General features: G+C 69.3%; 24 protein-coding genes. 17 read left to right on the plus strand and 7 right to left on the minus strand.

Translation table 11 applies throughout. From position 1 onward, the window contains the following. The 8 genes from pcaG to ACYSM9_RS04395 all read left to right on the plus strand — a co-directional run bounded on the left by pcaG (position 1) and on the right by ACYSM9_RS04395 (position 6,818). Positions 1 to 558 carry a protocatechuate 3,4-dioxygenase subunit alpha gene (gene pcaG, locus ACYSM9_RS04360; protein WP_461855772.1) on the plus strand — a complete coding sequence of 186 codons (558 nt, stop codon included), beginning with the start codon at positions 1 to 3 and terminating at the stop codon, positions 556 to 558. Beyond that, positions 555 to 2,027, plus strand: a complete 1,473-nt coding sequence (locus ACYSM9_RS04365; RefSeq protein ID WP_461855773.1) for a lyase family protein — start codon at positions 555 to 557, stop codon at positions 2,025 to 2,027. Before pcaG ends, ACYSM9_RS04365 begins: the two co-directional genes overlap by 4 nt. Continuing rightward, entirely contained in the window at positions 2,020 to 2,838 is an 819-nt protein-coding gene (locus ACYSM9_RS04370; RefSeq protein ID WP_461855774.1) for an alpha/beta fold hydrolase, read from the plus strand. Before ACYSM9_RS04365 ends, ACYSM9_RS04370 begins: the two co-directional genes overlap by 8 nt. Continuing rightward, positions 2,835 to 3,317: a 4-carboxymuconolactone decarboxylase gene (gene pcaC, locus ACYSM9_RS04375; protein ID WP_461855775.1), complete on the plus strand. Its 483-nt coding sequence runs from the start codon at positions 2,835 to 2,837 to the stop codon at positions 3,315 to 3,317. The genes ACYSM9_RS04370 and pcaC overlap by 4 nt, the downstream gene beginning before the upstream one ends. 78 nt (positions 3,318 to 3,395) lie before the next feature. Continuing rightward, positions 3,396 to 4,598, plus strand: a complete 1,203-nt coding sequence (locus tag ACYSM9_RS04380) for a thiolase family protein (RefSeq protein ID WP_461855776.1) — start codon at positions 3,396 to 3,398, stop codon at positions 4,596 to 4,598. A 3-nt stretch (positions 4,599 to 4,601) separates the two neighbouring features. Continuing rightward, positions 4,602 to 5,303, plus strand: a complete 702-nt coding sequence (locus ACYSM9_RS04385) for a 3-oxoacid CoA-transferase subunit A (protein ID WP_461855777.1) — start codon at positions 4,602 to 4,604, stop codon at positions 5,301 to 5,303. Position 5,304: 1 nt separating this feature from the next. After that, positions 5,305 to 5,982, plus strand: a complete 678-nt coding sequence (locus tag ACYSM9_RS04390) for a 3-oxoacid CoA-transferase subunit B (RefSeq protein ID WP_461855778.1) — start codon at positions 5,305 to 5,307, stop codon at positions 5,980 to 5,982. A 23-nt stretch (positions 5,983 to 6,005) separates the two neighbouring features. Further along, positions 6,006 to 6,818 (plus strand): IclR family transcriptional regulator domain-containing protein, encoded by an 813-nt coding sequence (locus ACYSM9_RS04395; protein ID WP_461855779.1) that lies wholly within the window; start codon positions 6,006 to 6,008, stop codon positions 6,816 to 6,818. Between the two features lie 160 nt (positions 6,819 to 6,978). On the opposite strand, the gene ACYSM9_RS04400 is transcribed toward ACYSM9_RS04395, so the two are convergent. Further along, on the minus strand, positions 6,979 to 8,316 hold the full coding sequence (locus ACYSM9_RS04400) for an MFS transporter (protein WP_461855780.1): 1,338 nt from the start codon (positions 8,314 to 8,316) through the stop codon (positions 6,979 to 6,981). Between the two features lie 143 nt (positions 8,317 to 8,459). Here ACYSM9_RS04400 and ACYSM9_RS04405 point away from each other — a divergent pair, with 143 nt between their 5' ends. From ACYSM9_RS04405 to ACYSM9_RS04430, 6 genes are all read left to right on the plus strand, one after another. Next, complete coding sequence (locus ACYSM9_RS04405; RefSeq protein ID WP_461855781.1) at positions 8,460 to 9,296, plus strand: shikimate dehydrogenase family protein; 837 nt, start codon at positions 8,460 to 8,462, stop codon at positions 9,294 to 9,296. Positions 9,297 to 9,408: 112 nt separating this feature from the next. Then, entirely contained in the window at positions 9,409 to 10,191 is a 783-nt protein-coding gene (locus ACYSM9_RS04410) for an IclR family transcriptional regulator domain-containing protein (RefSeq protein WP_461855782.1), read from the plus strand. Positions 10,192 to 10,418: 227 nt separating this feature from the next. Then, positions 10,419 to 11,591 carry a Re/Si-specific NAD(P)(+) transhydrogenase subunit alpha gene (locus ACYSM9_RS04415; RefSeq protein ID WP_461855783.1) on the plus strand — a complete coding sequence of 391 codons (1,173 nt, stop codon included), beginning with the start codon at positions 10,419 to 10,421 and terminating at the stop codon, positions 11,589 to 11,591. Further along, positions 11,591 to 11,926 carry an NAD(P) transhydrogenase subunit alpha part 2 gene (locus ACYSM9_RS04420; protein ID WP_461855784.1) on the plus strand — a complete coding sequence of 112 codons (336 nt, stop codon included), beginning with the start codon at positions 11,591 to 11,593 and terminating at the stop codon, positions 11,924 to 11,926. Before ACYSM9_RS04415 ends, ACYSM9_RS04420 begins: the two co-directional genes overlap by 1 nt. Beyond that, positions 11,923 to 13,296 carry an NAD(P)(+) transhydrogenase (Re/Si-specific) subunit beta gene (locus ACYSM9_RS04425; protein WP_461855785.1) on the plus strand — a complete coding sequence of 458 codons (1,374 nt, stop codon included), beginning with the start codon at positions 11,923 to 11,925 and terminating at the stop codon, positions 13,294 to 13,296. Before ACYSM9_RS04420 ends, ACYSM9_RS04425 begins: the two co-directional genes overlap by 4 nt. A gap of 71 nt (positions 13,297 to 13,367) precedes the next feature. Then, positions 13,368 to 14,288 (plus strand): diacylglycerol/lipid kinase family protein, encoded by a 921-nt coding sequence (locus tag ACYSM9_RS04430; protein ID WP_461855786.1) that lies wholly within the window; start codon positions 13,368 to 13,370, stop codon positions 14,286 to 14,288. Positions 14,289 to 14,310: 22 nt separating this feature from the next. On the opposite strand, the gene ACYSM9_RS04435 is transcribed toward ACYSM9_RS04430, so the two are convergent. The 5 genes from ACYSM9_RS04435 to ACYSM9_RS04455 form a co-directional block, all read right to left on the minus strand. Next, positions 14,311 to 15,036 carry a maleate cis-trans isomerase family protein gene (locus ACYSM9_RS04435; protein WP_461855787.1) on the minus strand — a complete coding sequence of 242 codons (726 nt, stop codon included), beginning with the start codon at positions 15,034 to 15,036 and terminating at the stop codon, positions 14,311 to 14,313. A gap of 8 nt (positions 15,037 to 15,044) precedes the next feature. Beyond that, the gene (locus ACYSM9_RS04440; protein ID WP_461855788.1) at positions 15,045 to 16,472 is read right to left on the minus strand and encodes an amidohydrolase family protein; all 1,428 of its coding nucleotides are present in this window, start codon (positions 16,470 to 16,472) and stop codon (positions 15,045 to 15,047) included. 30 nt (positions 16,473 to 16,502) lie between these two features. Beyond that, a complete protein-coding gene (locus tag ACYSM9_RS04445) occupies positions 16,503 to 17,291 on the minus strand; it encodes an aspartate/glutamate racemase family protein (protein ID WP_461855789.1) in 789 nt (262 codons plus the stop codon). Then, on the minus strand, positions 17,288 to 17,971 hold the full coding sequence (locus ACYSM9_RS04450) for a GntR family transcriptional regulator (RefSeq protein ID WP_461855790.1): 684 nt from the start codon (positions 17,969 to 17,971) through the stop codon (positions 17,288 to 17,290). The genes ACYSM9_RS04445 and ACYSM9_RS04450 overlap by 4 nt, the downstream gene beginning before the upstream one ends. Positions 17,972 to 18,050: 79 nt before the next feature. After that, on the minus strand, positions 18,051 to 19,400 hold the full coding sequence (locus ACYSM9_RS04455; RefSeq protein WP_461855791.1) for an MFS transporter: 1,350 nt from the start codon (positions 19,398 to 19,400) through the stop codon (positions 18,051 to 18,053). A 316-nt stretch (positions 19,401 to 19,716) separates the two neighbouring features. Between ACYSM9_RS04455 and ACYSM9_RS04460 the strand changes: the two genes are divergently transcribed. After that, positions 19,717 to 20,250 (plus strand): HPP family protein, encoded by a 534-nt coding sequence (locus tag ACYSM9_RS04460; protein WP_461855792.1) that lies wholly within the window; start codon positions 19,717 to 19,719, stop codon positions 20,248 to 20,250. Here the strand turns inward: ACYSM9_RS04460 and ACYSM9_RS04465 are convergent. Then, positions 20,210 to 21,052, minus strand: a complete 843-nt coding sequence (locus ACYSM9_RS04465; protein ID WP_461855793.1) for an amino acid-binding protein — start codon at positions 21,050 to 21,052, stop codon at positions 20,210 to 20,212. The genes ACYSM9_RS04460 and ACYSM9_RS04465 overlap by 41 nt on opposite strands. A gap of 161 nt (positions 21,053 to 21,213) precedes the next feature. Between ACYSM9_RS04465 and ACYSM9_RS04470 the strand changes: the two genes are divergently transcribed. Together ACYSM9_RS04470 and ACYSM9_RS04475 are read left to right on the plus strand one after the other, a co-directional pair. Continuing rightward, positions 21,214 to 22,290, plus strand: a complete 1,077-nt coding sequence (locus ACYSM9_RS04470; protein WP_461855794.1) for an FUSC family protein — start codon at positions 21,214 to 21,216, stop codon at positions 22,288 to 22,290. Between the two features lie 86 nt (positions 22,291 to 22,376). Then, positions 22,377 to 23,120, plus strand: a complete 744-nt coding sequence (locus ACYSM9_RS04475; protein WP_461855795.1) for an IclR family transcriptional regulator — start codon at positions 22,377 to 22,379, stop codon at positions 23,118 to 23,120. Positions 23,121 to 23,184: the final 64 nt, after the last annotated feature.

The following is a 23,184-nucleotide window of genomic DNA, read 5'->3' on the forward strand; positions in this document are numbered from 1 at the left end:
ATGAGCACCAAACTGGTACCCACCCCCGGACAGACGGTCGGCCCGTTCTACGGCTACGCCCTGCCGTTCGAGAAGGACAACGAACTCCTGGCCCCGGGCACGGCCGGTTCCATCCGCCTCCAGGGCACCGTCTATGACGGCGCAGGGCACACCATCCCGGACGCCATCCTGGAAATCTGGCAGCCGGACGCGGAAGGCAACATCGTCCAGCGCACCGGCTCCCTGGTCCGCGACGGCTACACCTTCACCGGCTGGGGCCGCGGCGCCGTCGGGAACTCCGGCGTGTTCACCTTCACCACCGTCAACCCCGGCCCCACCAAGCCGGGCGCGGCACCGTTCATCTCCGTGGCGCTGTTCGCCCGCGGCCTCACCAACCGCCTGTTCACCCGCATCTACCTGCCCGAGGACACCGAGGCCCTGGCCAACGACCCGCTGCTCAGCTCGCTCGAGCCCGAACGGCGCAAGACCCTGATCGCCCGCCGCGATCCCGACGGCGGCCTCACCTGGGACATCCGGCTCCAGGGTGCGGACGAGACGGTCTTCCTGGACTTCCAGTGACCCACGCCGCCCTGGGAGATCTGCGCGCCTTCGCGGAGGAGGCCGACGCCGGCCTGCTCAGTCCCGTCTCAGCGTCACCCCTGGTGGCGGCGCTGACAGGGGACCGGGCAGTGCTGGCGGCGATCCTCGCCGTCGAATCCGGCTGGGCCGCCGTGCTGGAACGCGCCGGCCTGGCACCTGCCGGTTCCGCCGCCGTCGTCGCCTCGGCCGCCGAGGCCGGGCGCTACGACCTGGCCGATATCGCGCTGCGCGCCCAGGGCGGCGGCAACCCCGTGATCCCGCTGCTGGCGGACCTGCGGAAGAACGTGGCGGCGCTGGACACCGCCGGAGTGGGTGCCGCCAAGGCGGTGCACACCTCGCTCACGAGCCAGGACGTGCTGGACACCGCCCTGATGCTGCTGGCCCGCAACACCGTCCACGCCGTGCTGGCGGACCTGAAAGCGACCACGACAGCGCTCGCCGACCTGGAAGGGCGGCATGCGGAGACGCTGTGCGTGGGCAGGAGCCTGACGCAGCATTCGCTCCCCTTCACTTTCGGGCTGCGGAGCGCGCAGTGGTTCCAGGGCGTGGCCGCGGCCGGGCGGCAGCTGGCCGGCCTGGATTTCCCGGTGCAGTTCGGCGGCGCCGCGGGAACGCTCGCCGCCGGGACCATGCTGACCGACGGCTCACACGCCTCACCGTTCAGCCTCGCCGATGCCCTGGCCGCCCAGCTGGGCCTGGCCCCGGCACCGGCTCCCTGGCACACCAGCCGCCTGGCCGTCACGTCCCTCGGCAACGGGCTGGCAGCCGTGCTGGACGCCTTCGGCAAGATCGCCGCCGATGTCCTGTTCCTGAGCCGGCCCGAGGTGGCAGAGCTGGCTGAGCCCCGGGCCGCGGGCCGCGGGGTTTCCTCCGCCATGCCGCAGAAGCAGAACCCCGTGCTGTCCGTGCTGGTCCGGAGCGCAGCGCTGCAGGCGCCGCACCTCGCCGCGCAGCTGCACCTCTCCGCCGCAAACTTCAACGACGAACGCCCGGACGGGGCCTGGCACACCGAGTGGCCGGCCCTGCGCCAGCTGCTGGCACTCACCCTCGGCGCAGCCGGCTTCGTCCGCGAACTGGCCGAAGGGCTGCGGGTGTTCCCGGACGCCATGCGCCGCAACCTGGACCTCGCCGGCCCGCTGCTGCTGGCCGAGGGCGTGGGCGCCGCTGTCGCTCCGCTTCTGGCGGAGCAGGACGGCCGCACCGGAAAGCAGCAACTGCAGGACGTGGTGGACCGGACCCTCCAGGCGCCCGCCGCGGAGCAGGCCGCCACCTACCGGAAGCTCCTGCGTGAGGCCGTCCCCGCCGCCGTCGTCCCCGATGCCCGGCTGGAGGAACTCCTGGACCCGGCCAGCTACCTCGGCCAGGCGGCGGAAATTTCCCACCGCATTCTGGCCGCCTTCCCCGACTTTGTTACACCTACCGACGCGAACGGAGCTTCCCGTGGCTAAACCGGCCCTGAAGGCAGCGCTGCTGTCACCCCAGCGAGTCCTGGGCGACCACCCCCTGCTGGTGGTGGGACCCTCCCTGGGTACCTCCTCCATCCTGTGGAACCGCGTGGCATCACTGCTCGGCAATGACTACGACGTGGTGGCCTGGGACCTGCCCGGCCACGGGGTCTCGCCGGCTGCCACCGAAACCTTCGACGTCGCAGCGCTCGCGGACGCCGTGGTGGACCTGGTCGATTCCATCGCCCCGGGCGAAGCCTTCCACTACGCCGGCGTCTCGCTCGGCGGCACCGTGGGCCTGCAGCTGGGCATCACGCACGGGGAACGGCTGAAGAGCCTGTCGGTGCAGAACAGCGGCGCCAAGATCGGCACCCCCGAAGGCTGGCTGGAGCGCGCCGAAACCGTCCGCACCCAGGGCACTCCCGTCATGATCCAGGGCTCGGCCCAGCGCTGGTTCGCCCCCGGCTTCATGGACCGCGAACCCGAGTTCAGCAGCCGGCTCCTGCACTCCCTGCGGGACGCGGACCGCTTCAGCTACGCCTTCTGCTGCGAGGCGCTGGCCGCCTTCGATGTCCGCGCTGAACTGGGCAGCATCCGGGTCCCCACCCAGGTCATCGCCGGCTCACTGGACGCCGTGTCAACGCCCGCCATGGCGGACGAAGTGGCGTCCGGCATCACCGCCGGGGGCGGCACCGCCACCGCGGTCACCGTCGAGGGGATCTCACACCTGGCCCCTGCAGAGGCACCCGCGCACACCGCGGACCTGATGCGCAGCCTGATGGCCTGGGCCGAATCACGGGAGGCGGCCAAATGAGCGGCGCTGCACACGACGGAGCTGAGCGCCACGGCGTAGTCCAGCCCGGCGCCACCAGCAAGGAAATTTACGACGGCGGCATGGTGGTCCGGCGCGAAGTGCTCGGCGACGCGCACGTGGACCGGGCCAACGCCAACAAGGACGAGTTCACCGACGACTTCCAGGACATGATCACCCGCATCGCGTGGGGCGGAATCTGGACCCGGCCCGGACTGACCCGCCAGATGCGCTCCGCGGTCACCATCACCGCCATGGTGGCGCACGGGCACTGGGAGGAACTGGCCATGCACATCCGCGCCGCCCTCCGGAACGGCCTCAGCAGGGACGAGATCAAGGAAATCCTGCTGCAGACCGCCATCTACTGTGGAGTCCCCTCCGCGAACACCGCCTTCAAGACCGCCCAGGAGGTGTTCCGCGACCTCGACTCCACCCACGAGGACCCCGCGGGCACCGGCACCAACCCCACCCCTCCCAACTAGGTCGCAGTTGTTGTCGTTTTGAGCCCCCAAAACGACGTTAACTGCCAGTCAGTTGGGTCCCAGAGAATCAGAGGAACCATGAACCAGGCTTTTGTGTACGACGCTGTGCGCACCCCGTTCGGCAAGTTCGGCTCCGGCCTCGCCGGGGTCCGTCCGGATGACCTTGCCGCGCACGTGATCAGGGAGTCCGTGAAGCGGGCGCCGTCCCTTGACGTGGAGCGGATTGATGAGGTGGTGTTCGGCAACGCAAACGGCGCCGGTGAGGAGAACCGCAACATTGCCCGCATGGGCACGCTGCTGGCCGGCCTGCCGGTCTCGATCCCCGGCACCACCGTCAACCGGCTCTGCGGCTCCTCCCTGGACGCCGCGATCATCGCCTCCCGCCAGATCAACGCCGGCGACGCCGACCTGGTCCTGGTGGGCGGTGCGGAGTCGATGTCCCGCGCGCCGTGGGTGCTGCCCAAGACGGAGAAGCCGTACCCGGCCGGTGACATGACCTTGGCGTCCACCACGCTGGGCTGGCGCCTGGTGAACAAGGCGATGCCGAAGGAGTGGACCATCTCCCTGGGCGAGGCCACCGAGCGGCTCCGCGAGAAGTACGGGGTGACCCGGGAGGCGCAGGATGAGTTCGCCGCGAACTCGCACAACCTGTCCGCCGCCGCGTGGGACGAGGGCTTCTACGACACCCTCGTTACCCCTGTCCCGGGCACCGACCTGGTCCGCGACGAAGGCATCCGTCCCGGCTCCTCGGCGGAGAAGCTCGCCGGGCTGAAGACCGTGTTCCGGGCAGAGAACGGCACGGTCACCGCGGGCAACGCCTCGCCATTGTCCGACGGCGCCTCCGCGGCCTGGGTGGGCAGCGAGGCGGCCGCCGGGCTGCTCGGGCTGGACCCGCTGGCACGCATCGCCGGCCGCGGGGCGCACGCCAACGATCCGCAGTACTTCGGCTACGCCCCCGTCGAGGCGGCGAACAAGGCCCTCGCGAAAGCCGGGATCGGCTGGGACCAGGTGGGCGCCGTCGAACTTAACGAAGCGTTCGCCGCGCAGTCCCTGGCCTGCGTCAACGCCTGGGGCATCGACCCCTCCATCGTGAACCGGCACGGCGGCGCGATCGCCATGGGCCACCCGCTCGGCGCCTCCGGGACCCGGATCCTGGGCACCCTGGCCCGGTCCCTGCAGGCCTCCGGCGAACGCTGGGGCGTGGCCGCCATCTGCATCGGCGTGGGCCAGGGCCTGGCTGTGGTGCTGGAAAACGTGACTGCTTCAAATGGAAAGGCATAAGCCATGCTGAACTTTGTTGATTCGGTCCAGGAGGCCGTTGCCGGGATCAAGGACGGTTCCACCGTGATGATCGGCGGGTTCGGCAACGCCGGCCAGCCGTTCGAACTGATCGACGCGCTGCTCGACTGCGGCGCCACGGACCTGACCGTGGTGAACAACAACGCCGGCCAGGGCGACCAGGGCCTGGCCCTGCTGATCAAGGAAGGCCGGGTGAAGAAGATGATCTGCTCCTTCCCGCGGCAGTCCGATTCCTGGCACTTCGACGCCAAATACAAGGCCGGCGAGATCGAACTGGAACTGGTCCCGCAGGGCAACCTCGCCGAGCGGATCCGCGCCGCGGGCGCCGGGATCGGCGGGTTCTTCACCCCCACCGGGTACGGCACCATGCTCGCCGAGGGCAAGGAGACCCGCTTCCTGGACGGCAAGTGGCAGGTCTTCGAAACCCCCATCCACGCCGACGTCGCCCTGATCAAGGCCCTCAAGGCCGACGGCAAGGGCAACCTCGTCTACCGCAAGACCGCCCGGAACTTTGGTCCCATCATGGCCGCCGCCGCGAAGCACACCATCGTGCAGGTCTCCGAGATCGTCCCCACGGGCGGCCTGGACCCGGAAAACATCGTGACCCCGGGAATCTACGTCAACAGCATCGTCAAAGTTGCCGGCAGCGGCAGCCCTGCTTCAAGCACCAACCCGAAGGTGGCCTGAAATGAGCCTGACCGAAACCTCCCTCCAGACCTCGGCCACGCCCCTGGGCCGTGATGACCTCGCCCGGCTCGTCGCCCGGGACATCGCGCCCGGGTCCTTCGTGAACCTCGGCATCGGCCAGCCCACCCTGGTGTCCAACTACCTCACCGAGGAACAGAACATCACCCTCCACACCGAGAACGGCATGCTCGGCATGGGCCCGGAAGCGGTCGGGGACCAGATCGACGGAGACCTCATCAACGCCGGCAAGATCCCCGTCACCGAGCTCCCCGGCGCCTCCTATTTCCACCACGCGGACTCCTTCGCGATCATGCGCGGCGGGCACCTGGACATCTGCGTGCTGGGTGCCTTCCAGGTCTCCGCCACCGGTGACCTGGCGAACTGGCACACCGGCGCACCCGGGGCGATTCCCGCCGTCGGCGGCGCCATGGACCTGGCCACCGGCGCCAAGGACGTCTTCGTCATGATGACCCTCCTCACCCGCGAAGGCGCGTCCAAGATCGTGGACGCCTGCACCTACCCCGTCACCGGCGTCGGCTGCGTCACCCGCGTCTACACCGACAAAGGCGTCTTCCTCACCGGCCCCGACGGCGTCACCGTCCGCGAAACCTTCGGCTGCACCCTCGAAGAACTGCAGGAACTCATCCCCGTCCCGCTCAAGGCCGCCACGGCAGGCTGAGGCCGGCCCTAGGATTGATAACCATGACCGACGCCGCAGGTACCGACACCCAGCCCGCCCCGCAGGCCGGCGACCAGTATGTCCAGTCGCTGGCCCGGGGCCTGGCGGTGATCCGCGCCTTCGATGCCGAACGACCGGTCATGACGCTCTCCGAGGTGGCGGCCCGCACCGGGCTGACCCGGGCCACGGCGCGCCGGTTCCTGCACACCCTGGTGGAGCTGGGCTACGTCCGGACCGACGGCAAAACGTTCGCGCTCACGGCCAAGGTCCTCCAGCTGGGGTACGCCTACCTGTCCGGGCTGTCGCTGCCGCAGCTCGCCCAGCCGCACCTGGAGGAGCTCTCCCTGAAGCTTGGCGAGTCCACTTCCGCCGCAGTGCTGGACGGCACCGACATCGCCTACATCGCCCGGGTGACCACACGCCGGATCATGACGATCGGCATCACCGTGGGCACCCGTTTCCCCGCCTACGCGACGTCCATGGGCAGGGTGCTGCTCGCGGCGCTCCCGCCGGCGGAGCTCAAGGCGTACCTGGCCGCTGCCGACATCAAACCGCTGACGCCCCGCGCCCTGGGAAGCGTTCCGGAGCTGCTGGCAGTGCTGGACACCGTGCGGGCCCAGGGGTGGTGCCTGCTGAACCAGGAACTGGAACTGGGCCTGATGTCCGTCGCGGCGCCGGTGTACGACGGCCCCAAGATGGTGGCTGCGGTGAACGTGTCGCTGCAGGCCCAGTCAGTGGAGGCCAAGCCGGACCCGGAGGCCTACCTGGCATCGGTGGCCCAGGAAATCGTGGCCACCGCAAAGCTCATTTCCGCGGACCTCACCGCCCGCGGCTGACAAGCGCTGCGCGGCCACGTCCACTCTCAGTGCGCAGGGACTGCCCCTGCGCACTGAGACCCGGCCCCGGTGCGCAGCCCGGTACACGCTTAACGCAAGGGAACGACGGCGGGAGGCACCCGCCGTCGTTCCCTTGCCGTTTAATTCCGTCCCGGCACAGTTACCGGACGGGGTTGCCGAGCTCCCGCAGGGGCGTCTTGGCGGTTTCGCGGGCCCACCAGGCGCCGGCAACGGCCAGGATCGATGAGCCTGCCACGATCCAGGCTGCGGGGCCCCAGTTGGCCTTGTCGGCGCCGACCAGTGCGGTGCCCAGCAGCGGGGTGAAGCCGGCGCAGAGGATGCCGATCTGCAGCCCGATGGCCATGCCGGAGTAGCGCACCTTGACGTTGAACAGCTCGGAGAACCATGCCGGGTAGATCGCATTGGACATGGCGTACGTACCGGCGGTGATCAGGGTGCTGGTCAGGAAGATCATCGGGATGTTCCCGGTGGAGATCACCCAGAAGTAGACAAAGATCATGGCGCCCGAACCGAGCACGCCGCCGATGAAGATCGGCCGCCGGCCAAGGCTGTCGGACCACCGTGCCATGAGCGGCTGGCTGGCGATGGCCAGGACGTTGCCCAGGATGCTGACCCACAGCATGGTGGAGGCGGGAACGCCTACCGAAACGGCGTAGGCCAGGCCGAAGGACTGCATGAACGTGTTGGTGACGGTCTCGAAGGACATCAGCGCCACCTGGAAGAACTGCGCCGGGTGGGTCTGGAACATCTTGGCGAAGGGCAGCTTCACCAGTTCGCCGTGGTCGTGCTTCTCCTCGAAGACCTCCGGCTCCTCCAGCGAACGGCGCACCATGTAGGCGACGATGAGCACGACGAGGGAGAGCCAGAACGGGATCCGCCAGCCCCAGGCGAGGCGGTCAGCCTCGCTCATGGCCGCCACGGGCAGGAACGCCAGGGACGCCAGCACGATGCCGGCCGAGATGCCGCTCATGGCGAAGCTGGCGAAGAAGCCACGGCGGCCCTCCGGTGCTTCCTCGGTGGAGAGGGCGGAGGCGCCGGCGGTTTCCGCGCCGGCGGACAGGCCCTGCATGAGGCGCAGCACCACCAGCAGGGCGGGGGCCCAGTAGCCGGCGGCGTTGAAGTCGGGGAGTGCGCCGATCAGGAACGTGGCGCTGCCCATCAGCACCAGGGTGAGCACGAGCGTGTTCTTGCGCCCGATCTTGTCGCCGAGGTGGCCGAACACCACGGCGCCGAAGGGGCGTGCCACGTAGGCGACGCCGAACGTGGCGAAGGACGCGATCAGCGCCACCGTGGCGTCCCCGGCCGGGAAGAAGATCTTCGAGAAGACCAGCGAGGCGGCCGTGGCGTAGATGAAGAAGTCGTAATACTCCAGGGCGCCGCCGAGGAATGCTGCCAGCGCCGCCTTCTTGGCGCGCCTGAGCCGGCGCTGGGACTCCGGGGTGGACTGCGCCTGGGCTCCTGCTGCGATTTCGGTCATTGTTGGGGTTTCCTTCCACGCTGAAGGTGGGGATCTGTTTCCTATTTTGTACGCATACCGAACAGGTGTGCGAAATGCGTCTGGAAAGAGGATACTAGCCCGTGACACCAATCACAATGCCGTCTACGGAAAGGTGCATCACGATGGAACCCTCCCGAGAAGCCTCCCGACTGGTCCTGATCGGTTCCGCCGCCTCCAAGGCCATGTCCCCGGGCCTGTGGAATCCCGTGCTGCAGAAGCTCGGCAACGGCTGGGCGTATGAGGCCTGGGACGTTGCGCCCGACGCAGACCTGGAGGCAGTCCGCCGGCGGCTCCTGGAGCCCGGCATCGTGGCCGCCAACGTGACCATGCCGCACAAACACTGGGCCGCGGAAACGGCGGACAGGGCTGCGGACCCCGTCCTGTTGAGTGGAGCCTGCAACCTGCTGGTCCGGCAGGGGGAGGAGCTGGTGGGGCACAACACGGACATCACGGCGGTGGGTGTGCTGCTGGGCGGGCAGTTCCAGCGCCACGCCCTGCTGCTCGGTGCGGGGGGAGCGGCCAGGGCAGTCCTGGTGGCACTCAGGGGACATGTGGGGACAGTTACCGTCACCGACCGCGATCCCCGCGCCGCGGAGGAACTGCTGGACCTCGCCGGGGCCCTTGGCATCGACGCCCGGAACGTCGACTGGCAACAGGCGCAGGACCTGGCTGGCAATGCGTCCCTGGTGGTCAACGCCACCCCCATCGGCAAATCCGCCTCCGACGGACCGGCGTGGGGCGGCACGCCCCTGGCCCCTGATGCCGTCCTGTACGACTTCGTCTACGCCGGTCACACCACTGCCGGCATTGCGCGGGCACGCGCGCAGGGCATCCGGTGCGTGGACGGCTGGGAGCACCTCCGCGAGCAGGCCGTGGCCATGGTGCCCCTCCTGGGCCTCGACGGGCAGGCCACCCTGCTCCTGCAGCAAACGCTGGAGGGGCTCCGGGCAGCGTCCTGACGGGCAGCCGTCATCCGCGCAGCCGCCTGCCCGTCCCCGATATGATCGGACAGGCGCTGAAGCCCGGCGGACCTGTGCGGGTGCGCCAAGCCGTCGGGAGAGGAACCGCAACGTGGAGGAGCAGGCCGCCTACTTTGTGAAGTCGGTTGAGAAGGCCTTCGACGTGCTGCTCGCCTTCACCCCGGACCAGCCGCGGCTCACCGTGTCCCAGGTTGCCGCCCGGACCGACATGACCCGGGCGTCCGCGCGCCGGTTCCTGCTGACCCTGGCTGACCTTGGCTACCTCCGCGCCGGCGGCCAGGCCTTCGAGCTGACGGCCCGTTCCCTGGATGTTGGCCGCTCCTACCTGGCCGGCCTCACCCTGCCCGGCGTGGCGGAGCCGCACCTGAGGCAACTCGCGGAGGACCTGAACGAAACCACCGCCCTGTGCATCCTCGACGGCGGCGACGTGGTTTATGTGGCCTGCGTGCCGTCCCCGCGGCTGCTGAGCGTTTCCATCACGGTCGGCACCCGGTTCCCCGCCTGGGCCACATCCATGGGCCGGGTGCTCCTGGCCGGGCTGCCCCCGGCGCAGTTCGAGGAGTATCTCCGGACGGTCCAGCTGCACCGCTTCACCGACCGCTCCGTCGGCAGCGTTGAGGACCTGCGCGCCGAGGTGGAGGCGGCCCGGACCAGGGGATGGTCCATGGTTTCCCAGGAGCTCGAGGAAGGCCTGCGCGGCGTCGCCGTTCCGGTGCGGCGCGGGAACGAAGTGGTGGCCGCGGCCAACGTTTCGCTGCAGACCCACCGCGCCGCGGCCCAGGACATCGAAGCCTCAGTGCTTCCCTATCTGTTGGAAGCAGCCCGCCGGATCGCCCTCGATTACGGCGGCCCGGTCCACACCGCCGGCGGCTGACCCTCTACGCCGGCCCGGGCTGCGCCCTGCCTGGGGCTTTCACTGCGCACGGACTGCCCCTGCGCACCCACGCCGGGTCTCGGTGCGCAGTTCCGTACAGGGGCAGCAGATAACTGTTTGCCACCAAGCCCGCCACCCTACTCCCGCAGCAGACCGCGGCGATCTAGACTCAGGGCAGCGCGTGCAGCAGAGCCGCCGCCGCGCTCGTCAGGAAGGGGAGTCGGCGGGTGAAACTGGGCGTTCCGCGGGAACTGCGGGAGGGCGAACGGCGCGTTGCCGCCACCCCGGACACTGTGAAGCAGCTAAGAGGCCTGGGCCTGGACGTGCTGGTGGAAGCCGGCGCCGGGGAGGCCGCCGGGTACCCCGACCAGGACTACCGGCAGGCCGGCGCGGCCATCGTTCCCCGGCTGGACTACGGCAGCCTTAACGTCCTGGCCCACGTCCGGCCGCTGGACCCGAACACCGCCGCGGCCCTGCCCCGGGGCGCCGTCACGGTGGGCCTGGCGTCGCCGTCGTCCGAGCTGCCCACTGTTCAGGCGCTCGCCGATGCCGGCATCACGTCCTTCGCGATGGAGCTGGTGCCCCGCATCTCCCGCGCCCAGTCCATGGACGCGCTGAGTTCCCAGGCGCTGGTGGCCGGCTACCGCTGCGTCCTTGAGGCGGCCATCCGGCTGCCCCGGTTCTTTCCGCTGTTCATGACGGCGGCCGGCACTGTTCCGCCGGCCCGGGTGCTGGTCCTCGGGGCGGGCGTGGCGGGGCTGCAGGCCATCGGCACCGCCAAGCGGCTGGGTGCCAGGGTCTTCGCCAACGACATCCGGCCCGCCTCGGCCGATGAGGTGGCGTCGATGGGCGGCACCTTCATCCGGCTGGACGTGGAGACGGCGGAGGCGGCCGGCGGCTACGCCCGGCAGTTGAGTTCCGATGCCGGCACCCGCCAGCGGCAGCTGCTGGCCCCGCACGTGGCCCAGGCGGACGTGCTGATTACGACGGCGGCAGTCCCCGGCCGTCCCGCGCCCCTCCTGGTGACCCGCGAGATGGTGCAGGGGATGCGCACGGGATCGGTCGTCGTCGACCTCGCCGCGGAGTCCGGCGGCAACGTGGAGGGATCGGTGCCCGGCCAGGACATTCCCATCCCCACGGCCGAAGGCACCGGCGTTGTCACCCTGGTGGGCCTGAAGGACCCGGCCTCGGCGATGGCGTCGGATGCCTCCCGCCTCTACGCCAAGAATGTGGCCAACCTGCTGGCCCTGCTGGTCCGGGACGGCGCATCCGCCCTGGACTTCGACGACGAAGTGGTGGCCGGTGCCTGCCTGACCCATGACGGGGCCGTGCGGCACCAGCCCACGGCGGCCCTGCTGGCCGAACGTGCCGCGCCCGCTGCACGGGAAGGAGCGCTCTGATGGACGGCATGGCCCTGCTGACGGTGACGGTGCTGGCGGTGTTCGTCGGCTTCGAGGTGGTGTCCAAGGTCTCCAGCACGCTGCATACGCCGCTGATGTCAGGTGCCAACGCCATCCACGGCATCATCCTGGTGGGGGCCATCATCGTGGCCGGCCAGGCAACTGAGCCGCTGGTCCTGGCCGTGGCGCTGCTCGCCGTCGTCCTTGCCACCGCCAACCTCGTGGGCGGCTTCGTGGTGACGGACCGGATGCTGCACATGTTCCACGCCAGGAAGGACACCGCCCGAACGGGTGCCGCACAGTCCGGCACCGCACAGAAGGCGGAGGGCAAATGAGCCTTCTCGATCCCGTCTGGACCTCCCTCCTGTACCTGGCCGCGGCGGTCTGCTTCATCCTGGCGCTGCGCGGGCTCAGCTCCCCCCGGACTGCCCGCCGCGGAAACCTGGTGGGGGCCCTCGGCGCCCTGATCGCCGTCGTCGCGGTCTTCCTGTCGGCCCGGCTGGACAACATTCCGTGGATCCTGGGTGCCATCGCCGTGGGCAGCGCCGTTGCCGCACCCGTGGCCCGGCGCGTCAAGATGACCCAGATGCCGCAGCTGGTGGCACTGTTCAACGGCGTGGGCGGCGGCGCCGCGGCCCTGGTGGCACTGCTGGAACTGGGCCATACGGACAACCCCTGGGTCCGGCTTGCCATCGTGTTCACGCTGCTCGTCGGCGCCGTGTCCTTCGCCGGCTCCGCGGTGACGTTCGCCAAGCTGCAGGAACTGATGACCACCCGCCCTGTGGTGTTCCCGGGGCTGCCGGTGGTGATGGGCGCGGTGCTGCTCGCCGCTGTGGCCTGCGGCGTTGCCGTGGTGCTGGCCGGTTCGCCGGCGCTCGCGGGCCTGCTGCTGGGCCTGGGCCTGGTGGCCGGTGCCCTGCTGGTGCTGCCGGTGGGCGGCGCCGACGTGCCGATCGTCATTTCGCTGCTGAACGCCTTCACGGGCCTCGCCGTCGCGGCGTCCGGCGTGGTGCTGGGCAACGTGCTCCTGGTGGTGGCCGGCACGCTGGTGGGCGCGTCCGGTACCATCCTCACCCGGGCCATGGCCGCCGCCATGGGCCGGAGCGTCGCGGGCATCCTGTTCGGCGCGTTCCGGGGAGGGTCGACGGCGGGCTCCACCGCCGTGAGCGAACGTCCGGTCCGTTCGTCCTCGCCTGAGGACGTGGCGGTCCTGCTCGGGTACGCCCAGCGGGTGATCATCGTACCCGGCTACGGGCTGGCCGTGGCCCAGGGCCAGCACACCGCCGCGGAACTGGCCCAAGCCCTGCAGGCCCGCGGGATCGACGTGGATTTTGCCATCCATCCCGTGGCCGGACGCATGCCGGGGCACATGAACGTGCTGCTGGCCGAGGCCAACGTGCCCTACGAGTCGCTCAAGGAGATGGGTGACATCAATCCGGAGTTCAAGACGACGGACGTGGCCCTGGTGGTGGGGGCCAACGACGTGGTGAACCCTGCCGCCAAGACGTCCGCCGGCTCGCCCATCTACGGGATGCCCATCCTGGAGGTGGCGCAGGCCCGGCAGGTGGTGTTCCTCAAACGCTCCATGCGCCCTGGCTTCGCCGGCATCGAGAACGACCTGCTGTACGAACCGCAGACCTCGCTACTGTTCGGGGACGCCAAGGACTCGCTGGCCCAGGTGCTGGGGGCAGTCAAGGCGCTGTAGCGCGGAACCGCCGCTGCGGCGGGTTACCCTTCTTCCAGAAGCTTGCTTTCCATCCGCCACCGAAGGACGCCATGACTGCCAACAGCTCCACCTCCCCCAAACGCGCCGCCATCATCGTCAACCCCGCCAAGCCGGTGGACATTGACGTGCGCGGACTGGTGGCCAAGCACTGCGTGGAGAACGGGTGGGGCGAGGCCATCTGGCTGGAGACCACCAAGGAGGATCCCGGCGTGGGCCAGGCGAAGGAGGCCCTGGCGCAGGGCGCGGACATCGTCATCGCCGCCGGCGGGGACGGCACCGTGCGCTGCGTCGCCGAGGTGCTCTCCGGCGGTGACACCCCCATGGGCCTGCTGCCGCTGGGCACCGGGAACCTGCTGGCCCGCAACCTGGGCATGGACGTCACCGACTACGACGGTGCCATGGCCGGGGCCCTGATCGGGACCGAACGGAAGATCGACGTCGTCCGTGCGCGGCGCAACGACCCCGACAAGGACCAGCTGTTCCTGGTGATGGCCGGCGTGGGCTACGACGCCACCATCATGGCCGACACCAACGAGGACCTGAAGGACAAGGTTGGCTGGCTGGCGTACGTGGACGCCGGGATCCGGAACCTGCCCGGCAAGCCCGTGAAGGCCACGGTGGAGATTGACGGAAAGACCGTGGTGCACCGCGGCGTCCGCAGCGTGATGGTGGGCAACTGCGGGAAAGTCCAGGGCGGCCTGGAGATTTTCCCGGACGCCAAGGTGGACGACGGTCTGCTGGACATCGCCGTGCTGGCCCCCCACCACGGCAAGCTGGGCTGGCTGTCAGTGCTGGCCGGCATCATCGGCAAGGGGCGGACCAGGGACACCGCGGTGGAGTACTTCCAGGGCAAGACGGTGGAGATCACCCTGGAGCACAACGACGACTACCAGCTGGACGGCGACCACGAGGGCCAGGGCAAGCACGTGCTCATGACCATGGAGCCCGGTGCCCTGACCCTGCGGATGTAGGGACTCTTGAGGCGCGGGGCCGTCAGCCCAGCAACCGGCCCCAGCGGGGGTCCAGCAGCGGCGCGCCCGCCAGCTTCAGGGCGTGCCAGAGCGTGACGGCCACGGAATCCAGGACGGGCACCCCGGTGCGTTCCTCGATCTCCGCGGTGATGTTGGCGCCGTAGAGGTTGGTGCACAGGTACACCAGGGCATCGGGGGCGGCGGCCGCGAGTTCCAGGGAGCCGGGGCGCATCTCGTCATCGGAGACCCGGGCGAAGGACTCGTTGTCGCTCAGGCCGAGCGCCCGGTGGTCCACGGTCTTGATGCCCTCACGTTCATACGAGGCGATGACCTGGCGGTTCACGTCCTCCGTGTAGGGCGTGAACAGGCCGATCCGCTCCGTGCCGAACGTCCGGAACGCTTCAAGGTAGGCCAGTGTGGAGGTGGTGGCCGGGATGCCGGTGGCGCCGGTGATCTCCGCGGCCAGTTCCTGGTCGTGCGCCGAACCCAGCCACGAGCCTGACGTGCCGTTCCAGGCAATCACGTCCACGTCCGCCGTCGCCAGCAGCTGTGCCGCCTCCCGCATGACGGCGGGGTCGAACTGGCGGTTGGAGGAGTCATCCAGGGCGATCCGGGTGACCGGGATCCGGGTGAAATGGACGGTGACGTCGGTGCGGGCGCCCAGGATGCGGTACGTCTGCGGTTCCAGGCAGGTGTTGGAGGACGGCACGATCATGCCGATCCGGCGGGGGCGGGTTGTTGCGGGCATCGGGGCTCCTAAGAGATGGCGGCGGACAGCTGGGCGGCGTCTGGTGCGGACTGGTGTTGCCGGAAACCGTTGCGGTGGATGAAGCGGCCGGCGGCGCCGGGATCGTGGAAGCCCTCCGAGTCCAGGACCACGCGTCCGTTGGAAACCACGACGGCGGGCCAGCCCGTGAGCGCCTTCCCGTCGAACGGTGAGAAGTCGGTTCCCATGTGCAGCGCAGCACCGTCAACGCGGCGTTCCTCGGCCGGGTCGAAGACCACCAGGTCGGCGTCGAACCCTTCGGCGATGCGGCCCTTCCCCGGCAGCGCGTTGATCCGCGCAGGTTCGGCGGCGAAGGCGCTGACGAACTGCTCCACCGTGGCGCCGGCGGACATCATGGCCGTGAAGGTGACGGGCATCCGGGTTTCCACGCCGGGCAGCCCGTGCGGCATGAAGCGCACGTCGTCGGTGCGCTCGCGCTTCTGCGAAAGGTCGTAGCAGGAGTGGTCCGAGGACATGATGTGGATGGCGCCGGCCGCCAGCCGCTCCTTGAGCGCGGCCACCGTGTCCGGGTTGCGCATGGGCGGGCAGCAGGCGAACCACTCCGGAAACGCGGAGGAGTAAACGGAGTCGTCCAGGGTCACGTAGTGCGGGCAGGTTTCGGAGAAGGCCTCAAGGCCACGTGCCCGGGCCCCGGTCACCAGGTCCACGGCGCCGGGCGTGGACTGGTGGACGAAGTAGACGGGTGCACCCGTGTATTCGGCCAGGGCGAGGGTTTCCTTGACCGAGGTTTCCTCGGCCAGCTCGGGCCGCGTCCGGTGCAGGTGTTCGATCCCGATCCGGCCGTCCTGGGCGTGCTGTTCGGTGCAGTCCGCGATGATGGGGTCGTGTTCGGCGTGGATGTAGGTGAGGCCGTCCAGGCGTGCCATTTCGCGCATGACCTTCAGGATGGTGTCGCCGTCGGCCATGGTGGTGCCGCGGTTGGTGGTGTACATCTTCACGGAGCGCACGCCCTCGGCGGCAAGCTGCTCAAGCTGCCACGGAACTGTTTCGTCCCAGCTGATCACTGCGCCGTGGAGGGCGACGTCGCAGCGCGACTGGGTTGCCAGTTCCTTCTTGTGCAGGACGGCGGCCAGCGGGGTCTCCTGGGCGTCCCGGGGGATGCCGAAGTCGATGATGGTGGTGGTGCCGCCCCAGAGCGCGGCCGTGGACGTGGTGCGGTAGTCGTCCAGGGTGCGGAAGCGCCCGGTCACCTGGGCCACGTGGCAGTGCCCGTCCACGCCGCCGGGGATGGCCAGCTTGCCCGTGGCATCGATCGTGCGGTCCGCCGGGGGAACGGGCTGCGAGGCGTCCAGGAGGGCGGCGACGCGCCCGTCCTGCACGACGATGTGGGCTGCCTGGCGGCCGAAGCTGTTGACCACCGTGGCGTGGGCGATGACAAGGTCTGGCTGGTTGGACATCGGTGTCCTCCTTGGGTGTCTGAAGTCTGGTTAGGCCGCGGGCTGGGGCGTGCCGGCGGTTTCCTGGCGGGCGGACAAGGCCGCGTCCAGGTTCGCGGACAGGCCCTTGCGGTCCTTGGCGGGGGGAGGGGCGAAGGCCCCGGCGCGGTGCGGGCCGGACTGCAGGCCGGCCACGGCCTCCGCCATGCGGATGCCGGCGGAGATTCCATCCACCACGGGGACGGGGATGCGGCCGCGGAGGTCCCGGGCCAGCCCGGCGAGCGGGGCGCCCGCCAGGATGACGACGTCGGCGCCGTCCTCCGTGACGGCCTGCAGGCTCAGTGCCAGCAGGGTTTCCTTGAAGTCCTGCTGGACGGCGCCGATGCCGTTGAGGGACTCGTTGATGGAGCGGATGGAGGCGAGCCGGCCGGCGAGGCCGAATCCCTCCACGCATTCGCGATACCAGGGTTTGATCCGGTCGGAGATCGCGATGATGGAGAACCGGTGCCCCTGCAGCGCCGCTGCGCACAGCGCGGCCTCGGTGATGCCGATGACGGGCACCTCTGCCAGTTCCTTCAGGGCCGGCATGCCGGGATCGCCGAAGGCTGCCACCACGATGGCGTCCACCGGATCCGCTCCGGGGCGGGTTTGTTCGGCGATGATCTCGGCCACTGCTCCCGCGGCGATGAGGGACTCGAAGCGGGTTTCGATGTACTCCACGCCGTGGCCGGCGGTCCGGAGCACCAGGTCCGTGCCGGGGCCGGCGGACCGGAGCGCCTCGGCTTCGATCAGGGCGGTGACATCGTCGCTGATGTTGGGGTTGATGACCAGGAGTTTCATTTTCTCTTCCGGTGGAAATCTGGTTCGGTCTTCTGGAAGTCCTCGGGGAATTGCTCCCGGTACTTGCCGATGTGGGATGCGGACTGGGCGGCTGCCCGGTCCGGGTCGCCGCTGGCGATGGCGGCGTAGAGTTCGCGGTGTTCGCTGATGAGTTCGGGCAGGTCGCTGACGTGGCGGAACAGCCAGTGCATGCGGCCCTGGAGGGGTTCGAGGGCGGACTTGAGGAAGTTGTTGTCCGCGATGCCGGTGATGGCGTCGTGGAATTCGCTGTTGGAGCGGTGTGCCTCCATCACGGCGCCTTTGGCCAGGTAGCCTTCCGCGTCGTCCAGCAGCCCCTTGAGGTAGGCAAGGTCATCCTTTGTGGCCCGCCGGGCGGCGAGCCGGCAGGCCAGGACCTCCAGGGACTGCCGGACGTCGAAGAGGTCCTCCACGTCCTTGGCGCTGAGGCTGCTCACTTCCGCCCCGCGTGCGCCGCGGTCGCTGATGAGCCCCTCCTGGCGCAGCATGCGCAGGGCCTCGCGGACGGGCAGCCGGGACACGGAGAATTCGGCGGCGAGGTCGCGTTCCACGAGCCGCGTGCCGGGAGCGTAGTGTCCTTCGAATATCCGGGTGCGGAGGGTGTCCCGGACGGTCTCGCGGAGGGGGCGGTCCTTGTCCTGGGTCTCTTCTGCGGTCAGCATGACGCTCCATTTCGGATTCTTGTAGTGCACTGCTCCCGGCGGCGGGGGCGTTGTTTGCGGGTTGCCTGCGAGGGCTAGCTTAGACAGGAAGCCGCTTGTTGTAGTTCAGGGTCAGCACCGATGCGCCCATGATGATGGCGGAGCCGACGAAGTACAGCAGCGCCCAGGTGTAGGAGCCCGTGGCCCCCACGATCAGGCCGACGACGATGGGGGTGACGAAGCCGGAGATGTTGCCGCTGAGGTTCATGGCACCGCCCAGGACGCCGGCGTTGGTGCGTCCGCCGAGGATGGACGGGATGCTCCAGAACAGGCCCACCCAGCGGAGGAAGAACAGGACCAGCGAGAGCAGGACCACGGCGGTGGTGGCGTCCGGTACCACGGTCACGCCCACCAGGCCGCCCACCACGATGGCGCTGGAGATGCCCAGCAGGGTCCGCATGACCAGGTTGGCCGAGGCGCCGGAGGCCCGCCATTTGTCGGCGATGGTGCCGCCGATGATTTCCCCCACGAAGCCTGCGCCGAAGATCACCAGGGTGGACCAGCCGATGGTCTTCAGGTCGAAGCCCTTGGCCTGGGCCAGGTACAGGGGTCCCCAGGTCAGCAGGCCGTAGAAGACTCCGTTGAAGCCGAGCCAGCCCAGGCACATGGCCCAGAAGGAGCGGAACTTGAGGTAGGGGAGCAGTGCGCGTTTGCCCTTGCTGCCGTCCCGCGCCGCCTCGGCATCCTCGGCGGCGTGCGAGGCTTCAATGTAGGAGGCTTCAGCGTCGTTGACCCCGCGGTGTTCGCGGGGGTTGTCCCGCACGTACCACCAGACGGCGATGCCCATCAGGACGGTGGCGGCGCCGGCGATGACGAAGGCCCAGCGCCAGCTGCCGGTGGAGGCGATGAGCCCGGCGATGATGATGCCGCCCAGCCCGGCGCCCAGGGGTGCTCCAGCGTCCAGGATGGTGGCGCCGCGGCCGCGTTCGGACCTGTGCATCCAGATGGCATTGAGCTTGCCGCCGGCGGGCATCACCCCTGCCTCGGTGACGCCGATGCCGAGCCGGGCGATGAACATGCTCAGGAAGCCGCCGGCCATGCCGGACGCCGCGGTGGCGGCACCCCAGCCGATGCAGGACGCGGTCATCACCTTGCGTGGGCCGAACTTGTCGATCAGCCATCCCACCGGAACCTGCATCAGGGCGTAGGTCCAGAAGAAGGCGGACAGCAGGAGGCCCACGAGTTCTGGGGGGAGGTTGAATTCCTTCTGGATGATGGGCAGTGCGACCGAGATGGATCCGCGGTCGATGTAGTTGACGGACACGAGGACCAGGAGCAGCAGGAACAGGCGCCAGCGGACGGCGCTGCGCCGTTGCGTGCCGTCCTTTCCGGGTGTTCCGGCGGTGGCTTCGTCGGGCGTGGCCGTTGTTTCAGTGTTTGGGATGGACACAGCTTCTCCTTCACGGGGAAGTTACGGGGAATGGTTGCGAATGGCAATGTGGAAGGCGGTGCGCGGGGCAGGTCCGCCCTTGGCTGGGAAGTCGCCGGGATGATCCGGAGCGTCGGGCGGGGCTTCAGTTTTGGGATCCCAATTTGGGATCCCAAAACAAAGGTAGGAGTGAGCCACGTTACTGTCAAGGGGTTTGCCTTCAGATGGCGCAGGGCTTGCGAAGAAACGGATTGTGACTGGCGGCCCGGGGTACGTAGCCGGTGAAAGGTCCCCCAAAACTCAGGGACCGGCACGCCGACTGCAAGGAGGAACCGCCATGGAGACGCCACTGCTGCAACGCGCAAAGGACCGCTGGGGCAAGCCGGGGAGCGGGTTCTATGCGGCCGTCCTCAGCGTTGTGGTGCTTGCTGCGAGTGGGTTGGTGGGGCTCCTCCTTCACCTCCCCTGGCTCTTCCCAAGCCTCGGCCCAACGGTGATGCTGTTTTTCGAATCCCCTGAACAGAAGGCGTCAAGGCCGGTCAACACGGTGGTGGGCCACGGCGTGGGGCTCGTGGCGGGGGCGCTCTGCCTCTACGCTTTCGGCCTGCAGGACCAGCCCTCCGCTCCGGTGGGCGGACTGACTGCGCTGCATGTCCTCAGCGGGGTCCTGTCGGTGGGCCTGACAACCCTCGTCCTGACCTGGCTCGGATTGCCCCACCCACCCGCCGGTGCCACCACGCTGATCATCAGCCTCGGGATCCTGTCCACGCCGGTCCAGCTCGCCTCCATGGCCGGGGCCATCATCCTGATCACCGTAGTGGGATGGGGTCTCAACGTGCTGCTGGGGACCCGGCCGGCCGATAAGCCATAGTTTCAGCCAGCTCAGCCAACCGGTGGGCCCGGGCCGACTCCGCCGGAGTGAACGGCTCGCCCGGCCGGGAAAAGGTGATGGGTCCCTCCCATGCCGTCGGGATCTTAAGGCGCGTCCCGTCGTCGGGCCCTTTGCTGCCCTCGTCCGACGGCGGCACGATCCTTGCGTGCAACAGCTCGGCCACCGCCAGGGGCAGTTCGTCCGGGGCGGCAGCGATCCGCGCCGCGAGGCTCAGCGCCCGGGTCTGCCCGTCTGCCATGGCCAGGGCGGTGGTTGGCCATACCTGCGCGCTGGTTCCCCCGCCGTCGTGCAATGCCAGCAGCAGTTCCCGCTCGCCCACCCAGCCGGGGGCCGAGAGAACGAATTCGTCCAGCACTCCCCCGGATACCGGGTGGACGTGGATGCCCAAAATGTTGGTATCCAGCCGGGCAATTGCCTTGGTGATGCGCTGCAGCGCGCCGGGATTGTCGCCGAGCACGGTCCGCGCCCGCCACAGGGCAGGCGCCGCAGCCAGCCGGTTGCGGTGCCGCAGCGCCGGTGCGTGGAGCCAGCCGCGCAGCAGCCGTGCGGCAGAAGGTTCTGCCACCCAGATGGCCAGTGCCGTCGCGGTAAGGGTCAGCACCATGACCTTGGCCAGGTAGGGAAGGTGCGCCTCCACCACCAGAGCGTGGACCAGCAGCTCGACCGGAAGCATCGCTGCGATGCTGGCCATGGTCTGGCGCGTCCTTGGGGGCTCGGGCATCAGGCCGCAGACTTCGCAGCGCAGGTCCGCTGCCGGGCTGTTCCAGGGGCGGGGCTTCATGATCCAAGCATCGGCCCCTGCTGTTTCGGCCGCGTTGCTTCCGCATTCCATTCATGGGAACGCCGGGCCCGGCATGGGCCGCCCGCCCCGTAGGATTTAGGGCAGGAACGTCAGCGCGGCCGCCCACCGGAATCCACCCTGCAGGAAGGCGCTGTTACCCCTTGAAGATCATGGCCGAGATGTTCAGCATTGCCCCCGGCAACAAGGACCATCATCCGGCGCTGAGGTGCGCAGTGGGTGTGTTCGTCCCGCTGATCACCCTGCTGCTCCTGGGCCGGCTGGACCTTGCGATCTTCGCGTCGTTTGGCGCTTTCGCCGGTATCTACGGCCGCGGGGAGCCGCACGGCGCGCGGTTCGTGCTGCAGCTGCGGGCAGGGCTGCTGATGCTGCTGGTCATCCTGCTGGCGGCGCTCGCGGCCAGGATGGGCCCGGCCTGGAACCTGGACGCCGGCGCGAACACCTGGCTGCTGGTCCTGGCCACCACCCTCGTGGCCGGCGGCTGCTCGGTGGCTATTTCCTGGCTGCGCCTGCGTCCTGCCGGATCACTGTTCCATATCTTCGCGTTCGCGGCCATCGCGTCCATCCCCAACCAGCCGCCCCTCTGGCAGGGCATGCTGGTGTCCGTCCTCACCACAGCGTTCTGCCTGCTGGTCGGTTTCTCCTCCCGGATCCTGCCCAGCCACCGGACGCCCTGGACCAGGCCGCCGCGCATCCGCCGGACCGCCGCCGAGAAGCGGGCAGCGTGGCTCGAGGGCTTCGGTTACCTGGTGGCCGCAGGACTTGCCGGCTCCCTGGCCACCTGGGCCGGGGAAACCCTGGGCTTTGGCCATAATTACTGGGCCATGGTGGCGGCCGTGGTGCCGCTCGTCGGGCACAGCACGCGGCACCGGGTGCGCCGCGGACTCCAAAGGATCATCGGCACCGTCCTGGGCCTGCTGGTCCTGGCGGCGGTGCTGCTGGTGGGCCTGCAGCCCTGGCAGACGGTGCTGGTCATGGCACTTTGCCAGTTCGGCGCTGAAATGTTCATCATCCGCCAGTACCTGCTGGCCCAGGTCTTCGTGACGCCGCTCGCCCTGGTCTCCACCCTCCTGGTGGTTCCGGCGTCCCCCGCCGTCCTGCTCCGTGACCGGATCATCGAAACGGTCATTGGTGCCGCCGTCGGCATCGCCGTGGTGCTGGCACCCGGCGTCTGGCGCCGGGTACAGCGCCGCAGGAAACAACCGGCGACGACGGCCTGACCGCCAGTGGTGCCCCTGCGCCAGGCCCGCGGTACGCTGGACTTCCCGTTGAATGGAAGGCGCGCGGGCCGGAAGGGAGTGCGGCAGTGGCAAATTCCCCATCCGGCGACTCGGTGGTGGACCGGATCGTCCGGCTGATCTCCGCCTTCCCCCAGGACGTCACCGCCCTGCAGCTCAGCGAACTGGCCCGGCGGGCGGACCTGCCGCTCACCACCACCCACCGGCTGGTGGGCCAGCTTGCCGCGCACGGGCTGCTCGAGGCGTCCCCCGGCGGCATGGTGCGGCCCGGGCTGAGGCTGTGGGAACTGGTGAACCGCACGTCCCCCACGCTCGCCCTTCGCCAGGCTGCCATGCCGTTCATGGAGGACATCCAGCAGGTCCTGAACCAGAATGTGAACCTGGCCGTACTGGACGGCTGGGAAGTGCTCTTCGTCGAGCGGCTGTCGCGGCGCGGCTCGGTGGCCAACCGTGCGCAGGTGGCCGGCCGGATGCCGATCCACGTTTCGTCCGCGGGACTGGCCCTGATGGCACACCAGGACAAGGCGGTCCAGAACGACTACCTGGGCCAGTTCGCCGATCCCGGGGGAAAGCTCACTGCGGACGCCCTCCGCGCGCTCCTGGGCGACGCGGCGCGCCAGGGCTTTGCCCAGCTCAAGGGCGTGGTGGACCCCGACACTTGGGGCATCGCCGTCCCCGTCCTGGACCGCAGGAAGCGCGCCGTGGCCTCGCTCGGCGTCGTGGTTCCGCTGCGCGAGATGCGGCTGCAGGCACTGGTGCCCGCCCTGCAGACGGCCGCCCGGGGAATCGCCCGGAACATGGCAGATTCCTGATCCGTTCAACGGAATTGGTGTAACAGCAGTCACGGCTCCCCGCGCACACTGGATGCCAGAAGCA

It is taken from the genome of Arthrobacter sp. C152, assembly GCF_054890965.1.